21 protein-coding genes are annotated in these 25667 nt (G+C 65.4%); 9 read left to right on the top strand and 12 right to left on the bottom strand.

Annotated features, from left to right (window positions below):
- Positions 1–313: 313 nt before the first annotated feature.
- The 5 genes from BN976_RS06630 to BN976_RS34570 all read left to right on the top strand — a co-directional run bounded on the left by BN976_RS06630 (position 314) and on the right by BN976_RS34570 (position 5194).
- The gene (locus BN976_RS06630; protein ID WP_051558308.1) at positions 314–2020 is read left to right on the top strand and encodes a KAP family P-loop NTPase fold protein; all 1707 of its coding nucleotides are present in this window, start codon (positions 314–316) and stop codon (positions 2018–2020) included.
- A gap of 3 nt (positions 2021–2023) precedes the next feature.
- Complete coding sequence (locus BN976_RS06625; RefSeq protein ID WP_036368813.1) at positions 2024–2821, top strand: hypothetical protein; 798 nt, start codon at positions 2024–2026, stop codon at positions 2819–2821.
- Entirely contained in the window at positions 2818–4131 is a 1314-nt protein-coding gene (locus tag BN976_RS06620) for a hypothetical protein (RefSeq protein ID WP_051558307.1), read from the top strand. Before BN976_RS06625 ends, BN976_RS06620 begins: the two co-directional genes overlap by 4 nt.
- Positions 4132–4890 carry a TatD family hydrolase gene (locus tag BN976_RS06615; RefSeq protein ID WP_036368811.1) on the top strand — a complete coding sequence of 253 codons (759 nt, stop codon included), beginning with the start codon at positions 4132–4134 and terminating at the stop codon, positions 4888–4890.
- 181 nt (positions 4891–5071) lie between these two features.
- On the top strand, positions 5072–5194 hold the full coding sequence (locus tag BN976_RS34570; protein WP_268748842.1) for a hypothetical protein: 123 nt from the start codon (positions 5072–5074) through the stop codon (positions 5192–5194).
- A gap of 327 nt (positions 5195–5521) precedes the next feature.
- Here BN976_RS34570 and BN976_RS06605 read toward each other — a convergent pair whose 3' ends face one another.
- Positions 5522–6700: a macrolide family glycosyltransferase gene (locus tag BN976_RS06605; RefSeq protein ID WP_024449040.1), complete on the bottom strand. Its 1179-nt coding sequence runs from the start codon at positions 6698–6700 to the stop codon at positions 5522–5524.
- Positions 6701–6770: 70 nt separating this feature from the next.
- On the opposite strand from BN976_RS06605, the gene BN976_RS31995 reads away from it, so the two are divergent.
- From BN976_RS31995 to BN976_RS06585, 4 genes are all read left to right on the top strand, one after another.
- Entirely contained in the window at positions 6771–7238 is a 468-nt protein-coding gene (locus BN976_RS31995) for a MarR family winged helix-turn-helix transcriptional regulator (RefSeq protein ID WP_051558306.1), read from the top strand.
- Positions 7216–8820, top strand: coding sequence for an IS21 family transposase (gene istA, locus BN976_RS06595; protein ID WP_036368805.1), 1605 nt, complete (start codon positions 7216–7218; stop codon positions 8818–8820). The genes BN976_RS31995 and istA overlap by 23 nt, the downstream gene beginning before the upstream one ends.
- A gap of 24 nt (positions 8821–8844) precedes the next feature.
- Positions 8845–9636: an IS21-like element helper ATPase IstB gene (gene istB / locus BN976_RS06590; protein ID WP_036368803.1), complete on the top strand. Its 792-nt coding sequence runs from the start codon at positions 8845–8847 to the stop codon at positions 9634–9636.
- Between the two features lie 75 nt (positions 9637–9711).
- Positions 9712–9972 carry a type II toxin-antitoxin system ParD family antitoxin gene (locus BN976_RS06585; RefSeq protein ID WP_036368801.1) on the top strand — a complete coding sequence of 87 codons (261 nt, stop codon included), beginning with the start codon at positions 9712–9714 and terminating at the stop codon, positions 9970–9972.
- Here the strand turns inward: BN976_RS06585 and BN976_RS06580 are convergent.
- From BN976_RS06580 to BN976_RS06530, 11 genes are all read right to left on the bottom strand, one after another.
- The gene (locus BN976_RS06580) at positions 9964–12657 is read right to left on the bottom strand and encodes a TniQ family protein (protein ID WP_051558305.1); all 2694 of its coding nucleotides are present in this window, start codon (positions 12655–12657) and stop codon (positions 9964–9966) included. The two genes, BN976_RS06585 and BN976_RS06580, sit on opposite strands and share 9 nt — an antisense overlap.
- Positions 12654–13778 carry an ATP-binding protein gene (locus BN976_RS06575; protein WP_036368799.1) on the bottom strand — a complete coding sequence of 375 codons (1125 nt, stop codon included), beginning with the start codon at positions 13776–13778 and terminating at the stop codon, positions 12654–12656. The genes BN976_RS06580 and BN976_RS06575 overlap by 4 nt, the downstream gene beginning before the upstream one ends.
- The gene (locus tag BN976_RS06570) at positions 13775–15907 is read right to left on the bottom strand and encodes a TnsB C-terminal domain-containing protein (protein WP_036368797.1); all 2133 of its coding nucleotides are present in this window, start codon (positions 15905–15907) and stop codon (positions 13775–13777) included. The genes BN976_RS06575 and BN976_RS06570 overlap by 4 nt, the downstream gene beginning before the upstream one ends.
- Positions 15904–16602 (bottom strand): TnsA-like heteromeric transposase endonuclease subunit, encoded by a 699-nt coding sequence (locus BN976_RS06565; RefSeq protein WP_235621981.1) that lies wholly within the window; start codon positions 16600–16602, stop codon positions 15904–15906. Before BN976_RS06565 ends, BN976_RS06570 begins: the two co-directional genes overlap by 4 nt.
- A 244-nt stretch (positions 16603–16846) precedes the next feature.
- Positions 16847–19483 carry a replicative DNA helicase gene (dnaB, locus tag BN976_RS06560; RefSeq protein WP_036369346.1) on the bottom strand — a complete coding sequence of 879 codons (2637 nt, stop codon included), beginning with the start codon at positions 19481–19483 and terminating at the stop codon, positions 16847–16849.
- Positions 19484–19959: 476 nt separating this feature from the next.
- Positions 19960–20415: a 50S ribosomal protein L9 gene (gene rplI / locus BN976_RS06555; RefSeq protein WP_011783128.1), complete on the bottom strand. Its 456-nt coding sequence runs from the start codon at positions 20413–20415 to the stop codon at positions 19960–19962.
- A gap of 11 nt (positions 20416–20426) precedes the next feature.
- Entirely contained in the window at positions 20427–20690 is a 264-nt protein-coding gene (gene rpsR / locus BN976_RS06550) for a 30S ribosomal protein S18 (protein WP_011783129.1), read from the bottom strand.
- Positions 20691–20730: 40 nt separating this feature from the next.
- Positions 20731–21243 carry a single-stranded DNA-binding protein gene (locus BN976_RS06545; protein WP_011783130.1) on the bottom strand — a complete coding sequence of 171 codons (513 nt, stop codon included), beginning with the start codon at positions 21241–21243 and terminating at the stop codon, positions 20731–20733.
- A gap of 64 nt (positions 21244–21307) precedes the next feature.
- Entirely contained in the window at positions 21308–21598 is a 291-nt protein-coding gene (gene rpsF, locus BN976_RS06540) for a 30S ribosomal protein S6 (protein WP_011783131.1), read from the bottom strand.
- Between the two features lie 83 nt (positions 21599–21681).
- Positions 21682–23328, bottom strand: a complete 1647-nt coding sequence (locus BN976_RS06535) for a glycosyltransferase family 87 protein (protein ID WP_051558344.1) — start codon at positions 23326–23328, stop codon at positions 21682–21684.
- 80 nt (positions 23329–23408) lie between these two features.
- Positions 23409–25667 (bottom strand): transglycosylase domain-containing protein (locus BN976_RS06530; protein WP_158498003.1); only part of this gene is annotated, 2259 nt, incomplete at its 5' end.

The following is a 25667-nucleotide window of genomic DNA, read 5'->3' as shown; positions in this document are numbered from 1 at the left end:
ACGCTCTAAGTTTCTACTGTAGCGGTGGGCATTTCGATGGTCATCACTTCGGCCTACTGCCGTGTGGCTCAGTCTAGGGGACGTCTGGCGCATGCCATGAGCTGGACGTTCTCGCCATGTCTCAATGCAAGGCTGCGAATTGGTCTCACGATCCGCCGCATTCCCGAGGACTGGTCGGGCTAGTCTCAGGCATTTCCTCCGGCGACAAGGGGTGACCGATGGCCGTCGATCGAGACGTGGTGGGGGTCGAGAGTCATCGGCGAGAGGGCGCCGGCCGATGACCGGACCACTGTCTTCTAGCGCACATGGTGCGATGCCACTTCGAGACGACAACCCCAGCCCGGTGGATCTTCTCGGCTTTGAGGACGTTGTCGACGTCGTCGAGGAGATCGTCCTACGTCGAGACCTCGATCCGATTACGGTCGGCGTGAACGCACCTTGGGGTGGCGGCAAGACCACCGTGCTGCACCTTCTGCAGCAGCGCCTCGACACCCGCGAAGACGTGCTGTGCCTGCTCATCAGCCCCTGGGAGTACGACAACAAGACGGACCCGACGACAGCGCTGATCGACGAGGTGCTGGCCGGTCTGGAGAAAGCCCTCAAGGAACCCCAGTCGCGGTTCGACAAGATCAAGGAAGGGCTTCACAAGCTGCGCCGGAGAGTGAGTTTCGCCAAGGCCATGAAACTGGCGGCCTCCTCAGCGCTGACGGCCACCCTCCCCGGCGTCGGCGGCCTCATCGACCTGTTCGACGAGAACGCCGAGGAAAAAGAAGAGCCCTCCGACCCGACGCTGCAGGGTTTCCGCACCCAGTTTCAGGACCTCATGGCCGACCCAGAAATGGCGCCCCTCGACCGCGTGGTGGTCCTTGTCGACGACCTCGACCGGTCACTGCCCGACACTGTCGTCGAGGCGCTGGAGGCGATCAAGCTCTTTCTGTCCGTCAACGGCATGGCATTCGTCATCGCCGCCGATGAGGACAACGTCGCCAACGCCATCGGGCGACGACTCGCCACGACTGGCCAGCCGATCACGGCCCGCAACTACATGGAGAAGATCATCCAGGTGCCCGTCCGCGTGCCAGCGCTGAGCCGGGAGCAAACCGAGGAATACCTGGCTCTGCTTATGCTCACCGACCACGACCAACTCACCGAACTGATCGAACGCATCAAGGACACCCGCCCGGCGGGCGGCAGACAGCTCGCTGAACGGTTCGGCGATGCCCTACCGGACGATCGACGCGAGCAGATCGCCCTCGCGCAACAGCTGACCCCGCTGCTGCATCGTCAGACCACCGGTAACCCCCGACGCATCAAGCGCTTCCTGAACGCCTACTGGCTACGAACGTCGTTCGCCGCAGCGCGGCGCATCAAGCTAGAACCTGAAGCGCTCGCCAAACTGATGCTCGCTGAACTGCACTACCCTGAGCTGTTCGGCCAGCTGCTCGGTTGGCTGGCGGCCGGCAACGTGGCGGAGAAGGTCGCCGAGATCGAGAGCGGCGAGGGCGAACATAGCCAGGGAGTGCGCGAATGGGGGCAGCTCGCACCCGACCTGTCCGGCGAGGACCTGTCCCAATACCTGCTACTCGCCGCGTCGCTGCGCGGTGAGCCCATCGAGGCGGCCGCGCTGCCGCCCGAACTGCGGGCTATCGCCTCACAACTGAGTGCGTCGTCGGCGACCACCCGCCGCACCGCCACCCGGGAGGCCGCCAAGCTTGACGAGTCCAAGCGCGTGGTGATCGCCGGGTTCCTCGCGACGTCGCTTCGCCAGCAGCGCAGTCCTGACTCGCAGAAGGCGCTCGCCGAATCCATCTCCGCTCTCGCGGACTCCCCTGCCATCGCCGCTACCGCCGCCGAGGAACTGCGGCGCATGTCCCACGGGTCGCTGACCGCAGGTGTCCCGCTGGCTCTGCTGGCCCAGAACCAGCCGACCGAGCTTGCCGAGCTCGTACGAGAGTGGACCGCCAGCCCCGACGCCCCAGACCTGGTCCGCAACGCCGGCCAGGAAGCCCTGAAGCAGTAGCCGATGGGTACCTCCGGCGCATACGGCGGATCACCCGGCTGGTCGGGAGTCGGCAACCAGACCCAGGACTGGCTCGACGGCGGCGCGGCCGAGGCCGGGCCGGCCACCACTGACGGCACGCCCGGAAGTTCACCCGGCGACCGGTCCCTCCCCAATCCCCAACTCGCTGCTCTGATCGCCGACCTCGCCCGAAGGTTGGCACGCTCAGGCGGCGGCGGACCAGCATCGGGTGGCGGCGGCACTGGGGGCGCAGGCGGCTCCGCAGGCACTGCGACAGGAGGCCGCGGGCGCTCCACGGCGCGGGCGGCGTCAGCCGGCGGGCGTGCAGCGGCGGGCGCCTACGGCCTCAGGAGCGGGGTCGCAGCGACGCTCGGAGAACTGGGGCTCTCGCTCAATGAGCTGGTCGGCCTGTCCCGGCATGAACAGGCCAAGCGCCTGCTCGAAGCCGCGACCGGCCCTAGCGGTGACGTCGCCGAGAGCGAACTTCGACTGGCGAATGCAGATCTCATTCTCTGGGCGCTCAACGAAGAGTCCGAACCCGCTCCGATCGACCTGGCGAACCGATGGGTCGTCGAGTACGTCTGGCAGGTGTGGATCTCTGAAGCCGGCCACATCATCCGCTCCCACTCGGCGACAGGGTACGACAGCCTCCGCGTCGAGCAGGAGATGCGGGCCGCGTTGGAGGCCACGGTCTCCGCGCACAGCCTGCCCGAGGGCCGCCCGCTCACAGCCCGTGATTTTGAGCAGGCCATCAAAACAGCTCTGGAGAGCCTCGAGCGAATCGGGCAGCCACGCAGATGACGGGCCGCCGATTGATCATCAGTGGCACGTGGCCTCGAAAGCGGCCGCTCACCAACGGTGAGTTCCTTTGGCGGGCGGCACACAGTGAAACGTCGTTCCATACACGCCTCGGGCCGCAGCTGGCGATCATCGGCGCCGTCCCCGAACCGAACGTCGACCTCGTCGCCCTGTCAGTGTCGACGTTCTTGGCCGATCGCACCGTGCCCCGGCCCAAGGGCTGGGCCCGGGAGATCGAACTCGACATCCCGATGTATGGCGTCGATGACTGGCAGGCTGTCGCCCCGAATATCGCTGCGACGCTGGAGTTTTTGACCGCCGACAGTTGGACACTCAACTTTCGCAAGCGCACCACAGCCAAGGCACGTAAGGTAGCCAACCGACCGCAGGTCGACCGGGTGCTGCTCTTCAGTGGCGGCGCCGACTCGCTGTGCGGCGCGGTCAGATCGCTCTGCGCGGGAGAACGCCTCCTGCTGGTCTCCCATTGGGATTGGGGCGGACACTCGGCCCGCCAGAAGGCGCTGGCCAGGTGGCTGGCTCGACGGTTCCCCGACCAGGTGTTCATGAAGCAGCACTGGATCGCGCGTCGCTCTAAACAGCTTGGCGGCGCAGTAGCTTTCGGTGATGAAGCGACCCGCCGGAGCCGCAGCCTCCTCTTCATAGCTCTCGGCCTCGCCCATGCCGCCGTCGATCCCCCGATCCCGCTCTGGCTGGCCGAAAATGGCTACGCTGCACTGAATCCTCCACTGGCGGGCGAGCGTCGCGGCGCGCTGTCGACTCGCACGACACACCCGGTCATGCTCGACCAACTGCGGCGTTCGATCGCAGCAGTCGGCGGGTACAGCGACGTGAGCAACCCGTTCGCAGCCTCCACCAAAGGAGAGATGTACGCCGAGGTGGCCGAGCTTCTCGGCAAAAAGGACGCCGAAACGTTGCTGGCGCTGTCACACTCTTGTTCCCATGTCCGCTGGGCGACAGGCACCGGGTTTAGCCCCGATACGCAGTGCGGCGTGTGTTTCGGCTGCCTGGTGCGCCGGTCAGCCTTCCTCGCCGCCGGACTGCAGGACCGAACAATCTATCTGCACACGGCGATCGAGCTGAACCGTCAATCCGCCCAGCTGCGGCGAGCAGCACGAGACGAAGTGCTCACAGTCCGCTACGCCGGCTGTCGAGGATTCACAGCCGCCGACCTGCTGTCGGTCGGGCTGCCCGACTATGTTTCGCTCGACGACGCCCTCGATATTGCCAACCGAGGACTGCGCGAGCTCGCCGCAGTGGTGGACACGGCGGCGGATCTAGCGGGAGTGACGTAGATGCTGACGCCGCTGGACATGCACGCCCACATCAAACCCGACATAGCCCCCTCTGAATTGCATCGCCTCGGCGCCTGCGTGGCGGCGATGACACGCAGCCTCACCGAATACGCCGACGTCGCGCAACGCGACGACCCCTCCGTCGCCTGGGGTGTCGGCTGCCATCCCAGTCTCGCCAAAGCCGTCCGAGGCTTCTCCCGCGACGCGTTCCAAGCCGCCCTACCCTCAACCCCCGTCGTCGGCGAAGTCGGTCTGGACGGAAGCGCGAAAGTACCACTCGACGCGCAACAGGACGTGTTCGACAGTGTGATCAGTGCGCTCGTCGAGACGCCACGCATCGTGTCAATACACAGCTACCGCGCCACAAACCACGTGCTCGACACAATCGAACGCCATCAACCCAAAGGCGTTGTGCTGCACTGGTGGCTGGGCACCGACGAGCAGACCCGACGCGCCGTCGACCTCGGCGCGTACTTCTCGGTCAACGCGTCCCAAATCGGAAGATGGGCCCCACTCGCGGTCGTCCCGACAACTCGGCTCCTGACCGAGACTGATCACCCCTTCGGCGACCGCCGCGAGGCAGCACCACAACGGCCCGGCAACATCAGCCTCGTCGAACGCCGACTCGGCGACAGCATTGGCCTTCGGCCCGATGGCGTCCGCCGACTGGTGTGGAGAAACCTCAGCCAGCTTGCGGCGGACACCGGCGTTCAGGACATGCTGCCGCGGCAGTTCCAGGTCCAGATGTTAAGCAGCTGAGGGCACGCGGTGTTGGCATTTCGGGACGGCGGAGGCATCATCATCGGCCAGCTCGTACGCGACCCTGTCCGCCACGCTCAACCTGTCGGCAACGCTGATGACCCTCCTGCAAGCGGTCACCGCACTCGAATTAAGCCCAGAGCAGCTTCCTTCCCTGTTGCGGTCCTACACAACGAGATTCGTGATCGACGAGCAGGCCATTCTTCAGCTCAGGGCCAGCGACGAGTGGGCTTGGCTCGTGCAGCAGATCACGACAGTGGCCACGATCCGCCCGCTGAGGCCGATGACCTCATCGCGATCCTGACCGGCGACCGCGACCGGCGATTCAACACCGGACTCGACATGATCCTCACCGGACTCGTCCGAGCCACCCTAAACCTAAAGCCGTCGAAGGCGGGCCGGCCACTATCCAGCTAAGCGTTCGACAACGCAATTCGCATGTCGGCCATACCCGCCGAAACCTAAACAACGACACCCACTACCAAGAATTGGTTACATGTTGTCGCGGGCAAGAAGACCTCTGGTTTTGTGCGGACTTCTCGACGTCGTTTGTTCGCGAACGTTGACGTCGCGTTCTGTGCGACCGATTGGTTGTTCGTGAATGTTGGAGTCACTGGGTCGTCACGCGGGGTCACGGCGGTTGGTGCCGGGCGGCTTCGATGATGCCGGTTCCAGCGGTTGTACCGCCGGCGCGGTTGATCGCTTCTTTCATTTCCGCCAGGCCGCTCCGGATGACCGTGTCTGCAGCTACTTTTTCTGTCAGGGTGCGGAGGTCGCCGGGTGTGGGTGATGGGAGTTGAACTCCGAGTCCGAGTGATTCGAGGCGGGCGGCGTTGACTGATTGCTCGCGGACCTGAGGTACGGCGATGGTGGGCACCTCGTAGTACAGAGCTTCCATCGTTGATCCCATTCCCGCGTGGGTGATGAATGCGGTTGCGTGGCGCAGCACGTCGAGTTGGGGCACCGTTTGGTGGGCCTCGATGTTGTGTGGCAGCGTTCCGATGTCTGCGGGGTCGATATGGGTGCCAAGACTGAGAACGACGTGAAATCTGCTGTCCGCGAATACCTCTGCGCAGGAGGCGAAGAATTCGGGTCGATTGTTGAAGGCGGTGCCCAACGAGACCAACAGCACCTGGGCGTCATCGTGTGGTGGCGCCCAGGAAGCGGTGCGGCGGGCGCGCTTGGGCATCGAGGGGCCGATGAAGTGGACGTTTTCGGCGAAGCTGTTGCCGGCGATCTGAAACTCCCGCGGTATGAACACCAGCGACGGCGGTCCCGGCTCGTTATCGCGGCTCGGGCCGAAGGGAACGGCTAGACCGTGGGTGCTGAACCAGTCGGCCAGTTCGGTGAAGTAGTGCTGCATACCGGGGTGATGCGGGGTGAATCCGTCGATCAGTTCGGAGGGTGGGAACGCCTCGTTGGTGGCCAGGTTCGCGATCAAAGAGACCGTTGACGCCGCGAACTGCTCGACGAGGAACCCGCCGAGCGGAACATTGTCGATGCATACGACGTCGGGGGGATCGTTGGCCAGCGCGTTGAGCAGGCCGGGAGTGAGCGTGCGCGCGGCGGCCAGGAACCCGCGCAGGTCAGCGCTGAGAGTGTCAACGCTAAATCCTGATGCGGCCAGTGTGGTGGTGTCGGGTTCCCATCCAAGATCGATGAACAATGCACCAGCTCGCACGATCTCCGCTTCCAGCGATGCGGCGCTGATGTAGGTGACACGGTGGTCGCGGTCGACGAGTTCCTCAACTAGGGGCAACGTCGGATAGACGTGGCCCGGCGCCGGTGGCGTCGTGAAGAGAATATGCATCAGATGGCCGCCGTTTCCGCTAGATTTAGCTAGATATGTCTAGTCACCTTACAGAGTGAAGGATCGCGCGATGCCTGTCGCCACCGCCACCCGCATCGATCTGGCCAGCATGGTTGCCCTCGTCGTCCGGCTCGCCGGGCCGATCAATCAACTGATGGCCCGTGAACTCGGATTGCCCCTCAACGACTTGGCGGCGTTGCAACATCTCGTGGGACTACCGCCCGCGGGACCGGCCGAGCTGGGCCGGCGTTTGGGAATGTCGTCGGCCTCGGCCACGGTGCTGGCTGACCGACTCGAACGTGCCGGTTATGTTCGGCGTCATCGCGACCCTCACGATCGACGCCGAGTCATCCTTGAGGTCACCGACACGGCCGCCATGCGTGCCCAAACCGCCATCGGCCCACTCGTCGAGGCGCTCAACTCGATCGGCGACCGGCACGACGTGGCTGGTCAGCAGCAGATCAGCACATACCTGGCCGCAGTGATCGACGCGATGGCCGAGTTCACCGGCGCTGATGACTCGGAACTCACGAGTTGAGCTGTACGCGGCGATACGCCGCGATGCCCGCGCTGGCCTGTCCGGTCGAGAGATCCAACGCAAACACGGCGTCGGATGGCGCACTGTGCAATCCGCCCTCGCATCGGCCTGGCCCCAACAGCGAGCTGCTTATCCCACCAGAGCCTCCAAACTCGACGGGTTCAAACCTGCGATTGACGACATCCTGCGTTCCGATCTCGACGCGCCGCGCAAGCAACGCCACACCGTGACCCGCATCGTCGACCGCCTGCGCACTGAGTTCGGTATGGATGACGTGTCCTACCCCGTAGTGCGGGCATACGTGGCCAGACGGCGACCGGAGATCAGCATCGAATGCGGCCGTGGCGCACCCGGGGTATTCGTTCCGCAAACCCATTTGCCCGGCCGCGAAGCCGAAGTCGACTTTGGTGAGATCGGCGTGCGGTTACGTGGTCAACTCACCACATGCCACCTGTTCTCCCTACGGATGTCCTACTCGGGCAAAGCGGTTCATCGTGCCTCTGCAACCGGAGGTCAGGAGGCGTTTTTCGAGGGCCACGCGCACGCGTTCCAGGTTCTCGGAGGAGTGCCTGCCGGTAAGATCCGCTACGACAATCTCAAAGCCGCTGTGGCACAGGTAATCGGCTTCTCTCGCCAGCGCGTCGAAACAGACCGCTGGGTGGCGTTTCGCTCGCACTTCGACATCGACGCCTTCTACTGCCAGCCAGGTATCACCGGCGCTCACGAGAAGGGCGGTGTGGAAGGCGACATCGGGCGGTTCCGCCGCAATCACCTCGTGCCGGTACCGGAAGTCGAGTCACTGCACGAACTCAACGAACTCATCGACGGCTACGACCAGGCCGACGATCTGCGGCGCATCGGCCACCGCGCCCACACCGTGGCCGAGTCCTTCAACGCCGAGCGTCAACTCCTCAAACCGCTACCCGTAGAAACGTTCGAGACAGGACTCTGGGTGACACCGCGCGTGGACCGCTACTCCCAGATCACCGTCCGCACCAACCGATACTCCGTACCCTCACGGCTCATCGGCCGCCAAACCCGAGTACTCCTCAACGCATCAGACCTCACCGTCTACGACGGCAGAACACTCGTCGCCAGCCACGAGCGATTGCTCACCAAAGGCGGCTCCCGCCTCGACCTCGACCACTACCTGGAAGCATTCGTCCGCAAGCCCGGCGCCCTGCCCGGAGCGACAGCACTAGAGCAGGCCCGCCGAGCAGGTACCTTCACCGCAGCCCACGACGCGTGGTGGGCTGCAGCCTGCAAAGCCCATGGCGACACCGCCGGCACCCGCGCGCTCATCGAAGTCCTTCTCCTGCACCGACATACCGACCACCGCCACGTCATTGCCGGCATCAACGCCGCCCTGCAAGCCGGAGCGTTAACCGCTGACGCTGTTGCCCTTGAAGCCCGCAAAGCCGCTGAGACTGGCAGCGACATCACCACCGCCGACCCGCCGCCGACCGACATGCCAGCCGTGTCGTCACTGACACAGCGCCGCTTAACCCACCTGCCGATCGACACGCGGCCCCCGCCCTCAGTCACCGCCTATGACCAGCTTCTCCGACGGAGCACACAGTAGACGCCAACCGAAAGGACCCCGCCGATGAACGCTCCCACCCGTCGCGGACTCACCGAACAAGCCGCCGATGCCGCGATTGACCAAGCCTGCCGCATGCTCCGCCTCCCCACCATCCGAACCCACTTCCCCGAAACCGCTGACACCGCCGCCCGCCAACAGCAGTCCTACCGCGCCTTCCTCGCCGAACTACTCCTGGCCGAATGTGACGACCGTGCCCGCCGACGCTCCGAACGCCGCATCCGCGCCGCGGCCTTCCCACGCGAAAAGTCCCTTCGCACTTTCGACTACACCGCAAACCCGAACGTCGACCCCGCCGTCATCAACACCCTGGCCACCGCAGACTGGGTACGCAAAGGCCAACCCCTCTGCCTCATCGGCGACAGCGGCACCGGCAAGAGCCACCTACTCATCGCCCTAGGAACCGAAGCGGCCATGGCAGGATTCCGGGTGAAGTACACCCTCGCCGCCAAACTGGTCAACGAACTCGTCGAAGCCGCCGACGAAATGACGCTCACCAAAACGATCGCCCGCTACGGCCGCGTGGACCTACTGTGCATCGACGAACTCGGCTACATGGCCCTCGACAAGCGCGGCGCCGAACTGCTCTTCCAAGTTCTCACCGAACGCGAAGAAAAAGCATCCGTGGGCATCGCCAGCAACGAAGCCTTCAGCGGATGGACCAAGACCTTCACCGACCCACGACTCTGCGCAGCCATCGTCGACAGGCTCACCTTCGGCGGCAACATTATCGAAACCGGCACCGACTCCTACCGCCTCGCCCACACACTCCGCAGCCGCGACAACACCGACAAGTGACGTCAACATTCGCGAACACACCACACCCGAACCCGCCGAACCTGACGTCAACATTCACGAACAAACGACGCCCTCATCCACGACCAACGCCAGACCTCGTTCAGTCTCGACGAGCACTGCAGCGCGTTCATCGAGCAGGCAGTTTCCGCGGGCCGTTATCGGCCAGCCAGTGACGTTGTGCGCACTGCTCTGCGGCTGCTCGAAGATCGCGAAATGCGGTTGCGCGCTCTGCGCGAGGCGCTTGTCGACGGTGAACGCTGTGGGGAGTCGACGCCGTTCGATTTCGACGAGTTCGTGGCACGCAAGCGGACCGAGGGCAGTAATCACTCACGGTGAGCCGGTAGGTACTGTCGCCCGCGGCTCAGCTGGACCTGACACAGATCTCGCACTACGCGTCCCACTAGATTGTGATGCGGCCTCGTTGATCCTGCCTGCCATGTCTGCGACTGCTGCCACCACCTGGAATCCGAATGGAGTCAATTGCATGGGCCGTCCGGCGTTGGCTCGCACAAGGATCGGGCTCCCGAGATCCCTTTCGATCCGGTTCACCTGGTCGATCAGCGCGAATTGGTTCAGTCCCAGTTCCTGGGCCGCGACATGCAGTGTTCGGTACCCGGAAGCTTCGGCGAACCGTTGCAGTCGTTCCCATCCGCCCACCCCGGAAAGCGCGGGGCGCAGTATCGGTGGGATGCGCCTGTCGGCCGCAAGTTCGTGGGGGGTGTAGCGGCTGAGTCTTCGTACCGGGATGCAATGCGCTCTGGCCCACCGAGCCATGTTGGCCACGCTCATGCCGCACTCAGCGGCGAGATCCTCGAGGGAACGGTGCTTGGTGACGTACTGCTCGTAGAGCCAAGTGGCGTCGATGTCGTAGATCGGCCGCCGGAGTGCCTCACGCAAGGCGATGCCGTATTCGGCGGCCAGGCGGCTGATGGTTTGGCGGCTGACACCGACAGTCGCGGCGATGTCACGCAGGCTGTGTCCCTCGCTCTCGTACAACTGAATCAGCTTCTCGCGCGGCAACGCGGACTTTGCGGCGCCGTAGACCAGACGCGTTTGGGGCCCCCGCGGAGTTGCTGCGTTCGCCGGTGCTGGATGGCACTCCAACACATACCGGACATCATCGAGTGTGGTGTCTAGCTGGCTGGCGGCGGCGCTGAGCGTTAAGCGGCGACGGCGAATCATGCTGTGTAGCACTGGTGTGTCAAGTGCGGCTGGGGCGGGACTCGGCAGGGTGAACGGGTCCAGGAGCGTGGTCGGAGGGTGCCAGAAGGCGGGCTCGTCAGTGACGCCCTGCTTTCTCAGGAAGTCGCTGGCATGGTCGCGCAAGGCCTTGTTCAGTTCCGGGGTGAGGTGACGCGGGAAGTCGGCGGCCCTCTTGAGGGCTTCGTCGTTGCCGACGGTGCCGGGCGCTGCCACGGCGGCGGGCATGCCGCTGAGGCGCTCGAAGAGGTAGAACCTCACGTTCTTGGCGCGGGCGGCGGTGCCGCCCGCGGTGCCGGTGTCGCGGCAGATCCGCGCCCACTCTGCTGGTGAGAGTAGCTCTGTGTAGTCGAGCCGGCGGCGGCGCTGGTAGTCGATGGGGGTGTCGGTGGCGGCCAGATAGTCGGCCAGGCACGTCAGCGCCTGCCGAATGTGGTCCCAGTGTTGGGAGCGGGCGAGTTTGCGCAGCACGGCCAACACGGACTGCTCATGAAGAGGACAGGTTAGAAGCCCGGCGGCTTCGCGCAACCGGGCGGGCGTCTCGACGAACAGCAGCGCCGTGGACAATGCGGGCCGCAGCTGTTTCTGGTTGCACTCAGCTGTTGCCAGCTGCAGTGACCATGCCGGCCACAGCATCGTCGGGGTGCGTCGGGCAAGGCGGTCGAGTCTCGCGCGGTCGCGCGTCGGTCGGCGGGGCATTGGGGTTCCGATTCGGTAGCGCAGCTGATCGCCCGGGGCCAGCAGCGGGGCAAGGGCGCTGAGTTGCACGGCACAAAGGTTGTCGGACTTTCCGCGGCCATGGCCAAGGGTGGTGGCATTGACCGACAGTCCCTGCGTGCGGGCGCCGGTGACCAGCCAGCGCATCTTGTCACCCGCCGAGTCGATGTCACGAGCTCCCAGGATGCCCATGGTGGCGACGACACCGACGGCGGCCGTCTCGGCGCGTGCGGGTGCGGCCAGGCCGGGCTTGCCTTCCGCATATGGCCGGCCGGACCGCGGGCTGGGTTGGGCCGACACCGCGCGGTAGGCGCTCAACAGATCGGCGGGGACTGCTTGGGCGAGTTCCTCAGGTGCGGCGTAGGTCAGGATTCGTCCCGCGACGACCCGGATGTCGGCCAGGACCGCACGTTGTGGTTGCGGCGCTGTGCGGTAGACACCGAAATCACCGACACCACACTCGATTACGTCATACACCGTGCGCTGCGCGGCCAGCAGCGGGTGATCATCGTCGAATCGGGCTACCGAGGTGTCGGCGAGCTTCGTGCCGCACCGCGCGGGTGCGGATCCGGTCTGTCCGATGGCGGGGTTGGCGCAGTAACCGGGGCGCGGGACAGCGGTCGCTATGTGGGTGCGGTGGCGTTGCGCGCTGTGACATGTCGGGCAGACATCGGCCAGCAGACAGCGATGCTGGGTGCAGGCGAACGCCCAGCCGAGTCGCCAGGCCAGCTGCCAGCGCCCACCGGTGTCAGCCAGACAGTGCGGGCAGTAGCGCGATCCGCGGGCTCGACCCCACGGAAAGGTGCGCAGGAACCGGCCGGTCGCCAGGTCTATTCCCACCGCCCTGTTCGCGTAGTGCGACAACGTCATCGCGTGTACGACGGCGGGTGTAGCGCCGGCCGCTGCGCCGAGGGCAGCTGCTTCGGCGTCGCGCAGCTGGACAATCCAGGTGTTGGATCTGTTGTCCGGTGAGGTGAGAGCCACCGCGGTCAGCAGGTCACCCCACGCGGTCTCGGATCGGTGGGCGATCGCTTCAAGCCAGGAGTCAATCGATTCCCCCGAAAGCGGCGCGACGCGGATCGGAAGCGTTCGAACGGTGTTCATCCGGCCTTGCCGACCGCTGTGCTCAACCGTCGCGTATCGAATGCTGCCGCCAACTCCTGGCGGGCCTTCTCCGAGGCAGCGTCGTTCTTGACGCGGTCCAGTAGCTCGCCGTCGAGGCGTTCAGCGCCGGTGCGGATAGCGCGTTGGCAGCCACGGTTGATCAACGTCATCAGCGAGCCGATATGCCCGGTACTTCGCACGAACAGATAGTCGGTCAGTTCGTTGGCCAGCATGCCGGGATGCTTGTCGGCCAACACAATACGCTTCTCCAGGGCCAGGAGCAGCTGGCGCCATTCGCGGCGGCCCTCGTCGGTGTCGATGGCGAACGGGCGCATGCCGAGTTGGGTGGTGCGCCGTCCGGTCTGGGCGATGACCGCATCCTCATAGGTGCAGCCCTCGGAGAACAGCCCTCGCGCGGCCAGCCCGACGCCGACGAACAGCAACGTGACCGGGAACTCGTTGGCGATGTATTTGAAATGGTTGCTGATCTCCACACCGCTGGTGTTGCGCCATCGCAGGAAGTGCAGATCATCGACGATCAGCAATCGGGTCTCACACGCCAGGACGCAGTCCAGTGCCCGGTGCGCGAACTGGGCGGCGTTACCGCGCGAAACACCCGGATGAGCGAAGAACGACAGCATCGCCCGGTTGAAATCAAGCATCCCGGTGTTGCCGGTGAGGCCCACCCGACAGACCGGCCAACGCTCATGCCCCTCGCGGGTCTGAGATCCGTCGGCGGCAATCTCGCGGCGGTGATACTCCCGCGCGAACGCCAGCACCGAGGTGGTTTTGCCCAGCCCCGGAAACGCGTCGATCGCCACCGCGCCCTTAGCCTTATCGCCGTCCTGCAGGTTGCTGTCGACGATGTCCCACAGGTCCTCATGAAGCGCGGCCAATTGCGGGGTCTTGATGGTGCCCAGGTTGGCGTGCCACTCCCGGCGTTGCCGGTTGTAATCCTCGTAGGCACAGTCGCTAAGCGCCCCAAGTTCGGGGCGGGTCAACGGTTCCGGTGGAATTCGGGCCGGTGTGTTGACGAATCGCTGCCAGCCCTCCTTGCGGGCCAATGTCAGATTGTCCAACCGATGCGGCTTGTCCGTGGTGTCTGGTTCTCGCGCCCTCATGCGTCTTCCAAAGCATCGGCGTAGAAGTCGTCCTCATCGAACGCATCCAGTCGGTCGTCGGGGTCGTCGTCGCCGACCTCAGGCTCGGTCTGCTCGATGGCTGCGCTGTCGTCGACGCCAGGCGGAGAGGCCATCGCCAGAACCCGTGCCACGGAGGGCATTGCAGCGACCTCGTTTTCGGGTTCAGCGGCGTCGAGCAGCGACGCTTCCCGTGAGAGGCGCAGCGCGATCCGTCTCTCGGCCACTGAAGAACCTAGTCCGAGGTTCCAGCGCTCCAGCAGGTCGGCGACCGCCAGGCGGTCGTCAGGATAGGTGTACTTCGACGCCGCGAGCTTGCGGGCGAACTGGAGAGCGTCCTCACTCAGCGGCATGTCCATTGAAGCGGCGTGCTCCCACATCAACGTGTGCCAGGTCCGGGTCTCCGGATCGCGGAAATAGATGCGGGTCACGTCATCGGGGTCATGCTGAATAGGCCAGCGGCCCTTGGCCTTCCCGGTGTACGGGCTTGTCATGTTGCGGTACGGGTTCAGCGCAGGCCCGTTATAGCGGCGGCCGCCGAAATCAACCCCGTAATGCTGGATCTTGCGCCACTCGGTCTTCAAGAACTCATAGGCCAGATCAGGACCGCGCGGCGCCTCGATATATCCGGCCCGGGCCATACCGTGCTCGAACATCAGCGCCGGCGACATCCTCAGACCGGGCACATGCGGATCCACCAAACCGTCGTGGGGCCGGTGGTGGTAGACCACTGCCACCCACTCGCGGATGATCGCCTCCAACTCGTCGAGATAAAAGAATGCCTCGGACCCCGGGTCCAGCCCTCGCGAGTGCACGTCGGGGCCTTTGTATCCCGGCAGCGCCTGAAGAAGGTCCTCCCGAATGGTCCGGAAGAACCGCTCCACCGGTCCCTTGTCCCGACCCGTCCGCAACCGGGCCGGCTGAATCGACACCCCCATCCGCTGACAGACACTCGTCAAATGCTCGGAGACGAAGATTTTGCCGTGATCGACCACAATCGTCTCCGGCACGATCGCCGGCCCGGACGCACCCGCGCCGTCGACCGCGTCCACGTCAACGAGGACCGCACGTGGGATCCCATGCTCGGGCCACACAGCGTGCGTGGGCCAATCACGCCCCGGTGGTCGCGGGCGATACGCCTGATAGAGCACCGCCGCGGCGTCGACCGATTTCGTCGACACCGGGGTCACCCGGATTCCGGTGACACACCGCGTGTACCAATCCATTCCGACCGTCAACTCCGCTTGCACCCACCGCAACGTGTCCGGATCCAGCGCGAAAACATCCAACCGCGTGGTATCCATCAAGAGGTACTCACCGGGCCGAGTCGGACGCAGCTTCCCATACGCTTCGGTCGGACGATCGGCGATGTCGCGGTTGCGCTTCGTACTCAAATGGAACGTCGGATGTTGTTTCTCGAGTTTCGCGAGGATCCGGTGGGCGGTAGCGCGACTCGGAGACTTCACTACGCCGTCCCCGAATCGTGCCAACACTCTCGCGTTCGTCCGGTCGATCACCATCGTCTGTGACGGCCGCGACTGATCCGTGTGTTCGACCATCACCTCGAGCGCGGTTTCAATCCAGCGACTGTCGGTTCTCGTCGGCTGATCGGCCGTTTCGTTGGCCAGACCGGCCACACCCAGATGGCGGTAGGCATGGACCCAGCGTTTGACGGTCCTGTCTGTAACGGCGAGCTCGGCGGATTTTGCGGCGTACTTGGCCTCCAATGGGAGATGTGGATCGAACTCTGGTCGAGGTTCACCCGGTTGGGGCAACTCACTATGGCCAGATCTAAACCCGGTCAGCACTTCTCGCACGTGCTCCGCGCGTGCTGCGACTTCCGCCCGGTCCAAGTCGGACAGTTGGGCCAGTACGACTCCAGCGATCTCCGCATCATCTTCGGCGCACGGGCCAGCCCCGTCTGGAATGACCTGGGCCATGGTGGAATTGAGCAGCTCTCGCAGGGCCATCCGCCGGATGCTCTGGTCACGAACAGCTTTGAGGACTACCTCGTTGCCAGCCGGTGTCGTCAGGACCTCGATAATCTCGACGGCTTCGCCGTCATAGCTGAAGCGCGTCCCCACTCCGATCCGGACGCCATACGCGGTCACGCGGTTCTTCTCCGTAGCGGTGTTCGACTTGTCAGCGGCTGGGTCGTATCAACGATGAATTCCTGGGTCCACATCAGATGCAGGATCGTCGCGCGGGCCTGGGGTGCAGGCCCGCCGACTTGTTTCATCGCTTCAGTGAGGGTGGCGCCATCGATCGCGGCCGCTCGCACGTGGCGTACAAGCGTGTTATCGACGAGATGCGGCCTCCGGTATCCGGCGAGGAAGCGGATGTTCGCCAATTCGATGGCGGGCGGTTCACTGGCTACCTCGTAACGCCATCCCTGGGCGTTCACGACTGTGCGTGTCCACGCAAAAGTTGACGAAACCTTGGGATCGGTCAACCGATGTTGGGGTTTGACGTCGACCACGACAGCACCGGTGTCGGTGATCAGAAGGAAGTCCGGAATGTGCCTTCGCGCTTGCCCATTGATCTCGGTCGTCAGCAGAAAGGGTTGGGCAACAATTCGATTCACGCAGGGGTCGAAGTCGGCGTACAACAGCCGCGCAAGTTCCAGTCGCGACTCGTAGATCACGTGACCGGCCTCCGTTGCCGACCAATACGCGCCCGAATAGTGCTTCTGGCCCTTGACCCAGCGGAATGTACGCCACGGAGCCGCGCCCGCGAGAGCGGCAGAGGTTGCATCCCTCAGCTTGAGTGCGATCTCCTGGCCATCACTTGCGCTCCGATAGGACACGCTGGTCCGCGCAACGAGATCTGGTATGGCGCTGGGGGCATTCGAGGAAGCGGGCTTCGTACGCACAATCGCGGCTCCCAGCATTCGGGCGAATCACCACGATCTTCAACCCACGCTCCGAACCGAGCCGATCGACACGCCGGAGCAAGGGGCCTCGAATCTCACCGCGCTGTCATATATGACATCAACATGACATTGCGGATGAGAATATGACACCAGGAATGAGACCCTACAGAATCGGCCGCTATTTCGCCATGTTCGAGAATCTCGACAGATGCAGTTGGTGCGCCACGGTGATCGTCCTCGTCGGACCGGCGCGGTGCTTGGCGACGATCAGGTCCGCTTCTCCACCGCGCGGGTCATCCGACTCGAACGCATCGGGACGATGCAGGAGGATGACCATGTCCGCGTCCTGTTCGATCGAACCCGACTCACGGAGGTCGGACAACATCGGCTTCTTGTCAGTTCGCTGCTCGGGGCCTCGGTTGAGCTGGCTCATCGCGACGACCGGCACTTCCAGCTCCTTCGCCAAAAGCTTGATCTGCCTTGAGAATTCGGAGACTTCCTGCTGCCTCGATTCGACCTTCTTGCCCGACGTCATCAGCTGGAGATAGTCGATCACGACGAGACGCAGGTCCGCCTTCTGCTTCAACCGTCGCGCTTTGGCCCGGATCTCCATCATGGTCAGGTTCGGCGAGTCGTCGATGTACAACGGGGCTTCGCTGATCTCGCTCATGCGACGCGCCAGCCGAGTCCAGTCGTCGTCGTTCATCCGTCCGGACCGCATGTCGGCGAGTTTGATCTTGGCCTCCGCCGACAGCAGACGCATGACGATCTCGGTCTTGCTCATCTCCAGCGAGAACACGATGCTCGGCAAGTGGTGCTTGATGGAGCACGACCGCATGAAATCCAAACCCAGAGTGGAGTTGTGCGTCGGGATCATGGAGCGGCTCGCCAGGTACATGTGGTCGTCGTTGTCGACTTCCACGCACCGGACGGGAACCGTCTCGATTTCACGGACATCCACGATGAAGCGTGTGTTGGATCGCACGGAACTCGACGCGCGACGTTCCTTGTGCGATAGGTCTTTTCGATGCAGGCCGAACACTGAGTCCGTCGTCGAGAAGTTGAGGATATACGCGGTCGAGGACGCTTCGGTTCGCCCCTTCACGGCCTTGGTCGCCACCTGGCACCGATAGCCGAGCGAGACGACCAGTTCGGCGACGTCAGCGGCGAGCCGCCGACTGGTGACGCTGAACTGGACCGCACCTCCATTGGTGACGGTGCCATCCGTATCGAGCAGGCCGGCAAGCAACGCCCGCCGCTGCGCTTCAGAGGCACGCAGGTACTCAGTCGGGATGTGCTTGTTCCCCAGGACGCCGATCGTCCGTAGACGACCCTGAACCGTGCCCACCGCGTTACGACAGGATTGGCACAACCGAAGCCCGCACGACGGCCCGCCACAGTGTGAACAGGTCGGCGCAGCAACAGGTTCGGACACAAAACGGGCCCGTCCCCCGCACGAACGCCCGCAGGTTCGCACCTGGCTGGTGCTCGGAGTGAACGACGCTCCACACACGACGCACTCGCGAGTCCCGGCCGGCGCCTCGGTGGGCAGCTGAAGCCCGTACCGCATCCTGGCCCCGGGCAAGGGAACCGTCACAAGGCCCTCCGCTTCGATCCTCATCAGGATCTCCGGGTCGGCGGTCGTGATCTGAGCGGCCCGCGACGTCCCGTCCCCCAGCCAAGCACCCAGCGTGTAGGGCGGAAGGAGCAGGTCTGCGACAGGCGCTTCGATCGGCGCCGCGTTGACCACGGAGTGGTTCAGGCGACGGTCGGCGGTCGGGCAACGCAGCGTCTCTCCGATCTCACGCGTCGTTCGGACCGCAGCGAATGTCCGCTGATTCTTGTATCGGTTGTAGCCGACGGCTGCGGCCTGCGCAGACTTTCGCGACGCCCGAGTTTCGGTCAGCCACTGGTGGTCCGCATCCGCGACGATGACGGTGCCGTCGGAGAACTCGACCTCGTAACACGGCCGGCCCACCATCACCTCGGTTGCCGCGACGACTCGCGTGGGCTTGCCGTCGGCACCAATCAGCAGATCCCCCACCGCGACGTCGGCCATCGTCGTCCACCCCGTGGGCGTCGGCAACGGGGTGTCCAAGGCCAGCGCCTTCCCCATACCGGGCCTCGCCGCGACGACGATCATCTGGCCCGGATGCAGCCCGTTGGTCAACTCGTCGAGATCGGTGAATCCGGTGGGGACGCCCTTGGAAACCCCGCCCTCCGAGGCGATCGCGTCGATCTCGTCCATCGCCGGCTGGAGGATCTCCTCCAGGATCACGAAATCCTCAGAGGATTTGCGTTCGGTGACGTCGTAGATCTCGGCCTGGGCGCGGTCCACGATCTCGTTGACGTCGGCCCCGTCGGCTCCCGCGTAGCCGTACTGCACGACGCGCGTCCCCGCCTCGACGAGGCGGCGCAAGAGGGACTTCTCCGCGACGATCTCGGCGTAGTAGCCCGCGTTGGCCGCGGTCGGCACGGTCGAGATCAGCGTGTGCAGATACGGCGCGCCGCCCACTCGGCGCAACAGGCCGCGACGGTCGAGTTCTGCGGCGACCGTGACGGCGTCGGCCGGCTCCCCGCGCCCGTAGAGGTCGAGGATCGCGTCGTAAACGAGCTGATTCGCGGGCTTGTAGAAATCTCCGGGACGCAGCTTCTCCAGGACGTCGGCGACGGCGTCCTTGCTCAGCAGCATGCCGCCCAGCACGGCCTGCTCGGCTGCGGCGTCTTGCGGAGGTTGGCGGCCGAAATCCTCGCTCGGCGGCGGCTCCATCTGCGACGGGTCCCCGGGGCGGCCCCGGTCATCTACGACAGCCACGCAGCGCACTCTCCCCTCCGTCGTCGCAGTGTGAACATACGTTCGAAGTCTACCGCCGCGATGCTAACTCTCGCCTCCGACAAACCCCGCCGGGAACCCCTGCGGCGGACAACGTTAGACGTTGCTGGACGGGAAGCAAGTCGTCCCTGTTGATGACCCTGTGGATGGTCTGTGGATAGCTCTGGTCGGCCATGTTGAGGTGCTGGGGAGAACCTGTTAGTAAACGTCGACGCTGACCCTGTCTTCGCAGATAGACGAACGGTAGGCCGGTCGAATGGCTGTGGATGGGAAATTGCCCGGCGTGTCGTACGCGGTTTCCATCTCGGGCGTGTTGTGTTTCACCGCGGGGCCGAGAAGGTTAACAGCCGGTTAGGTTCGCTGGGATCGCTTTGCCGCCATTTGTTCGCCCCCGAACGTGCAACGGCCGGGTGAGACCCCCGGAAGGTCCTCACCCGGCCGTTGTGAGCCGGAGCCGACTAGCCCGCGACGACGTTCAGCGACAGTGCGGCCGTCACCTCGGGGTGCAACCGCACCGCGATGTCGTGGGCGCCGGTCGTCTTGATGTGCGCCTTGGGCAGGCCGATGGTCCGCTTGTCCAGGTTCGGGCCGCCGGCCTTCTTGATCGCGGCGACGACGTCAGCCGCGGTCACCGAACCGAACAGCTTGCCGGAATCGGCGGCGGTCTTGACGGCCAGCTCGACGGACTCGAGGCCCTCGATGGCCTGCTTCAGCTCGTTGGCGTGCTCGAGGCCCTTGACGCTCTTGAGCTCCTGGGCCCGACGGATGTCGTCGGCCTGGCGCTGGGCACCACGGGTGGCCACGATGGCCAGGCCGCGGGGCAGCAGGTAGTTGCGGCCGTAGCCGTCCTTGACCTCGACAGCGTCACCGGGAACGCCCAGGTGCTCCACCTCGGCAGTGAGAATCAGTTTCATTGTCGTGGTCCCTATCGCGTCGACGAGCTGAACGGCAGCAGTGCGACCTCGCGGGCGTTCTTCACCGCGATCGCGATATCGCGCTGGTGCTGAACGCAGTTGCCCGTCACCCGGCGGGCGCGGATCTTGCCGCGCTCGCTGATGTAGGTACGCAGCAGCTGCGTGTCCTTGTAGTCGATGTCCTGGTTCTTGCCCTTCTTCGAGCAGAACACGCACTTGCGAGTTTTGACCGGCTTTTCCGGAGCCGGGCGCCTCTTGGTGGAGGACTTGGCCATGTGTCTATCTCTTTCTAGAAATCACTGATGAGTTGTGTTGTCAGAAGGGCGGTTCGTCGTCGGCGCCACCGAACGAGCCCGACGCGGGCGCGCTGCCCCACGGGTCCTCGGCCGGTGCGCTGTTGGCCGCGGGGCGCGAGTTGCCGCCCCCGCCACCGCCGCCGAATCCGCCGCCCCCGCCGCCACTGCGGCTTGCTTTGTTGACCTTGGCGGTCGCGTAGCGCAGCGAAGGTCCGATCTCCTCGACCTCGACCTCGACCACGGTGCGCTTCTCGCCCTCGCGGGTCTCGAAGGAACGCTGCTTGAGCCGTCCGGTCACGATGACCCGCGAACCGCGAGTCAGGCTCTCCGCGACGTTCTCGGCGGCCTCGCGCCAGATGTTGCACCGCAGGAACAGCGCTTCGCCGTCCTTCCACTCACCGCTCTGGCGGTCGTAGATGCGCGGCGTGGACGCAACCGTGAAGTTGGCCACCGCGGCACCGGAAGGGGTGAAGCGCAGTTCAGGATCTGCCGTCAGGTTTCCGACGACGGTGATGGTGGTGTCACCAGCCACGAGTTCCTCCTCAAGGTGGGCGTTGGGCGCGAGCCTACGCAGCGGTCCCGACGAGCGGCACCCTTTAGTGCTTGTCGGTCCGCATCACCTTGGTCCGCAGCACGGACTCGTTCAGGTTCAGCTGGCGGTCGAGTTCGGACACCGTCGCCGGCTCCGCCTTGACGTCGACAATCGCGTAGATGCCCTCGGCGTGCTTGGCGATCTCGTAGGCCAGGCGCCGCCGGCCCCAGATGTCGACCTTGTCGACAGTGCCGCCGTCCTTGCGGATGACGTTCAGGAACGTCTCCAGCGACGGAGCTACGGTGCGCTCGTCAAGTGTGGGGTCGAGAATGACCATGATTTCGTATGGACGCATGAGAAACCCATCACCTCCTCTGGTCTGGTCGGCCACGGCGTGTCCGTGGCAGGAGGGTCGCCTGCGTCGGCAACCGGTTCAGGCTACAGGGACGTGCCCTGATCTGCGAAATCGCCGGCGGATCGGGCGCGCGATGCGACGCGGGCGGTCGCCTGGCGCGCCGAATTCACCAGGGGGCGGGGGCGCAGCCAGTCCGGCAGCCAGCGCGGCGGCGCATCGGGCGCCCCGTCGAACACCCCGCCCGCCGGATCGTCGACCCCGCCCTGGCGCACCAGGTCCAGCCCGGGCCGGTAGATCTCACGAATCACCAACGCGCACAACCCAACAACCGCGAGGTCGCGCAACAGCACGGTGGCGGTGAACGCCTGCTCCGGCAAGCCCATCTTCTGCTCACCGAACAGATAGAGCATGCGCGGCACCCACACCAGCATGTCGACGGTCATCCACGCCAACAGGATCCGCCGGTGCGGCAGCGCCAGCACCGCCAGCGGCACCAGCCACAGCGAGAACTGCGGACTCCACACCTTGTTGGTCAGCAGAAACGCCGCCACCACCAGAAACGCGATCTGCGCGACCCGGGGCCTGCGCTCGGCCGTCAGAACGATGTAGCCGATCACGATGCAGCACGCCGCGAACAGCGCGGCAGTCACCGTGTTGAGCACCACCGGCGGCTCCCAGAACCCCAGCTCGGGGTCGAACCCGCGCCAACCCGTGAACGACTTCACCACGTTGTAGATCGAGTCCATGTCGTCGCCGCGCCGGGTGTTGAGCCGGAAGAACTCCGACCAGCCGCGCGGAAACAGCACCATGATCGGCAGGTTCACCACCACCCAAGCCAGCACAGCGGCCGCCGCCGTCTTGCCGGCTTCCCGCAGCCGGCCCGTCCGCACCGCGAGCAGCGTCAGCGGCACGAGCAGCAGCAGCGGATACAGCTTGGCCGCAACACCCAGGCCGATCAGCACACCGGCGAGGGTCGGTCTTCGCCGCGCCCACGCCAGCAGCGCGCCCGCCGCGAACGCCGTTGCCAGCGCGTCGAAATTCGTGAAGATCTGGAAGATCACGATCGGTGACGCCGCCAGCAATGCGGCATCCCAGATCCGTCGCGGACCCGCCAGCATCGCTGTGGCCCACAACGTGGTCAGCCACGCCAGCGCCAGCCCCAGCGCCGCGATGTTGAAGAACATCACCACCTCGGCGATGACCGGCACCGACACCAGTTTCGTAAGGGCCGTATAGGTTTTCGCCAGCGACATCGACAGGTACTGGTAGATGCCCGTCAGTACCGGATACTCCATGTACCGCACCGCGGGCTCGCCGTCGTACTGCGCACGCGGTTTGCCCTCGGCGTCGGTTTCCAGCCAACTGGACTTGTACGGAAACTTGCCCAGGTTCAACAGCTCTGCGGTGTACAGCGGGACCGTGTCGGAGTAGCACAGCTGGTAATAAGCGCGCTGGTTCTCCCAGTTCCCCACCCGCTGATCCGCGGCACCGGTGCCGGTCGTCTGCAGGCATGCGGCCTTGGTCGAGTAGCCGAGCGCCAGGAACACCAGCGCGATGATCATCATCACGCGCAGCGGTGTCAGGAACCGGGTGCGGCCAATCAGCGCGTGCCGGCCGACGGGTCCGCCGATGGTCTCGGACAGCGCCGCCCCGATCGTGTCGGTGCGGCTCGGCAGGTCGCGGGTGTCGAGGCTCCGTCGGTCTTCTGCCGGCGGAGCCGGCGAATCCAGCCCGGCCGGCGTGCCGACCCCTTCGTGCGGCGCCGGCGAGACCGGCCCTGCCGCCGGCGCCGGCGAGTCGGGTTCCGCCGTCACGGGGGCGGCAGCGGGCCTGGCGGCGGCGCTCCCGGCGGTACCGGAGCTCCCGGCGCGTCTGCAGGCGGCGGGGCGCCGGGCGCCGGCGGCGCACCGGGGACCGGCGGCGCGACGGGCACGGTGGTCGGCGGGCCCCACGGAATCGTGATGCCCGGCGCGATCTCCAGGGTCGGCTGAATCACGGTCTCCGACGGCGGCGGCGGCACGGTCACGCTCGGCGAGGGTGGCGGCGGGGCCTGCGGCACGCCGGCGTACCCGCCGATCTCCTCAGGCTTGGGGAAGCTCTCGTTGTCGGTGCCGTCGAGCGCACCGTCCATCGTCGCCTTCCAGATGTCCGACGGCAGCCCCGAGCCGTACACCGGTGAACCCCACTTGTTCTCCAGCGGCTTGGTGCCGTCGGTGGTACCCACCCAGACCGCCGTCGACAGCGACGGGGTGAATCCGACCATCCACGCGTCACGGTTGGCGCCGGTGTCGCCGAGCTGGTTGGTGCCCGTCTTGGCCGCCGACGGCCGCCCTCCGGCGAGCGCGTGCCCGTTGGAGTACGCGGCGATCGGCTGCATCGCGGCGGTCACGTTGTCGGCCACCGCCTTGTCGATGCGCTGCTCGCCGGTGTTGTCCTCCTGGCTCGCGTCGAAAAGCACGGTGCCCTCGGCGTTGACGACCTTCTGCACGAAGTGCGGTTTGTGATACACCCCGGACGCGGCGAGCGTGGCGTACGCCGACGCCATGTCGATGACGCGGGACTGGTACTGACCGAGCACGACGCCGTTGTTGGGCGGTCCGCCCTGACCGTCCTCGGACAGGGTGTGCTCGACGCCGGGGAAGCTCTCGGCGATGCCTGCCGCGTGTGCGGCGTCGGCGACGTCCTGCGGGCCGTTCTCCAGCTGCAGCATCAGCCGGTAATAGCTGGTGTTCAACGACCGCTTCAGCGCCTCGGCGATGTTGCAGGTGCCGCAGCTGTTGCCCTCGACGTTGGAGATCTTGATGCCGTTGACCTCGACGGGTGAACTGTCGACCTGGTAACCCAGACCCATCCCCTGCTGCAGCGCGGCGACCAACGCGAACACCTTGAACGACGAGCCGGTGGGCAGACCGGCCTGCGCGAAGTCGAACCCGTTGGCGTCCGAGCCGCCGTAATAGGCCCGTACGCCCCCGGTTCTCGGGTCGATCGACACCACGGCGGTGCGCATGTCCGGGTCCTGCCCGTCCATGTACTCCTCGACCGCGTCGACGGCGGCGGCCTGCATCTGCGGGTCGATCGTCGTGGTGATCTGCAGGCCCTCGGTGTTCAGCGTCTGCTCGTTGATGTCGAAGATCTCCATCAACTCGTTGACCACCTGGCGCTCGATCAGTCCGTTGGGCCCGGTGGTCTGGTTCTGGGTGAATGCCTGGTCCGGCGGGATCGTGGGCGGAAACACCTGCGCCGCACGGTCCTCCGGCGACAGCGCACCGATCTCGACCATGCCGTCGAGCACCCAGTTCCACCGCACCGCGGAGGCGTCGGGGTCGACGGCCGGGTCGAGCACCGACGGCCGCTGAATCAGCGCGGCCAGCAGCGCGCCCTCGGAAACGGTGACTTGCTCGACCGGCTTGCCGAAGTAGGCCTGCGCAGCCGCCGCCACCCCGTAGGCGCCGCGGCCGAAGTAGATGATGTTCAGATACGACTGCAGCACCTGGTCTTTGGACCATTCGCTGGACATCTTCGTCGAGATCACCAGCTCTTTGGCCTTGCGGATGAGACCGCCGACCCCGGACCGGGCGTCTCCGACGAGGGCGTTCTTCACGTACTGCTGGGTGATCGTCGACCCGCCCTGCAGGTCGCCGCCGAAGATGTTGTTCTTGGCCGCGCGGAGGAACCCGGTGAACGAGAAGCCCGGGTTGGAGTAGAAGTCGCGGTCCTCGGCGGCCATCACCGCGTCGCGCACATGGACCGGGATCTGGTCGATGTTCACGTCGACCCGGTTGCCTTCCGGCGGGACGATCTTGGCGATCTCGCTGCCGTCGCTGGCCAGGATCGTCGACACCTGCGCGGTGCGGATGTCCCCGGGTTTGGGGACGTCGACGATCATGTACGCCATCCCGAAGGTCAGCAGCGGCAACAGGATCAGCACCGCCGCGGCGATGATCGAGCCCCGGCGCACCCACTTCCAGTTGATCTGCTCACGCAGGCTGCGGCGCGGGCCGGCCGGACCACCGCCACCGGGCGGACCGCCGCCACCGGGCGGACGACCGGGCGGGGGCGGCGGCTGGCT

It is taken from the genome of Mycolicibacterium austroafricanum, from assembly GCF_000612725.1.
GTDB lineage: Bacteria > Actinomycetota > Actinomycetes > Mycobacteriales > Mycobacteriaceae > Mycobacterium > Mycobacterium austroafricanum.
This window is presented reverse-complemented; position numbering and strand designations above follow the sequence as displayed.

Coding starts and splice junctions, on each gene's coding strand:
- BN976_RS06630 (WP_051558308.1), top strand. CDS start 314: ATGCCACTTCGAGACGACAACCCCAGCCCGGTGGATCTTCTCGGCTTT.
- BN976_RS06625 (WP_036368813.1), top strand. CDS start 2,024: ATGGGTACCTCCGGCGCATACGGCGGATCACCCGGCTGGTCGGGAGTC.
- BN976_RS06620 (WP_051558307.1), top strand. CDS start 2,818: ATGACGGGCCGCCGATTGATCATCAGTGGCACGTGGCCTCGAAAGCGG.
- BN976_RS06615 (WP_036368811.1), top strand. CDS start 4,132: ATGCTGACGCCGCTGGACATGCACGCCCACATCAAACCCGACATAGCC.
- BN976_RS06605 (WP_024449040.1), bottom strand. CDS start 6,700: ATGCATATTCTCTTCACGACGCCACCGGCGCCGGGCCACGTCTATCCG.
- BN976_RS31995 (WP_051558306.1), top strand. CDS start 6,771: ATGCCTGTCGCCACCGCCACCCGCATCGATCTGGCCAGCATGGTTGCC.
- istA (WP_036368805.1), top strand. CDS start 7,216: ATGACTCGGAACTCACGAGTTGAGCTGTACGCGGCGATACGCCGCGAT.
- istB (WP_036368803.1), top strand. CDS start 8,845: ATGAACGCTCCCACCCGTCGCGGACTCACCGAACAAGCCGCCGATGCC.
- BN976_RS06580 (WP_051558305.1), bottom strand. CDS start 12,657: ATGAACACCGTTCGAACGCTTCCGATCCGCGTCGCGCCGCTTTCGGGG.
- BN976_RS06575 (WP_036368799.1), bottom strand. CDS start 13,778: ATGAGGGCGCGAGAACCAGACACCACGGACAAGCCGCATCGGTTGGAC.
- rplI (WP_011783128.1), bottom strand. CDS start 20,415: ATGAAACTGATTCTCACTGCCGAGGTGGAGCACCTGGGCGTTCCCGGT.
- rpsR (WP_011783129.1), bottom strand. CDS start 20,690: ATGGCCAAGTCCTCCACCAAGAGGCGCCCGGCTCCGGAAAAGCCGGTC.
- rpsF (WP_011783131.1), bottom strand. CDS start 21,598: ATGCGTCCATACGAAATCATGGTCATTCTCGACCCCACACTTGACGAG.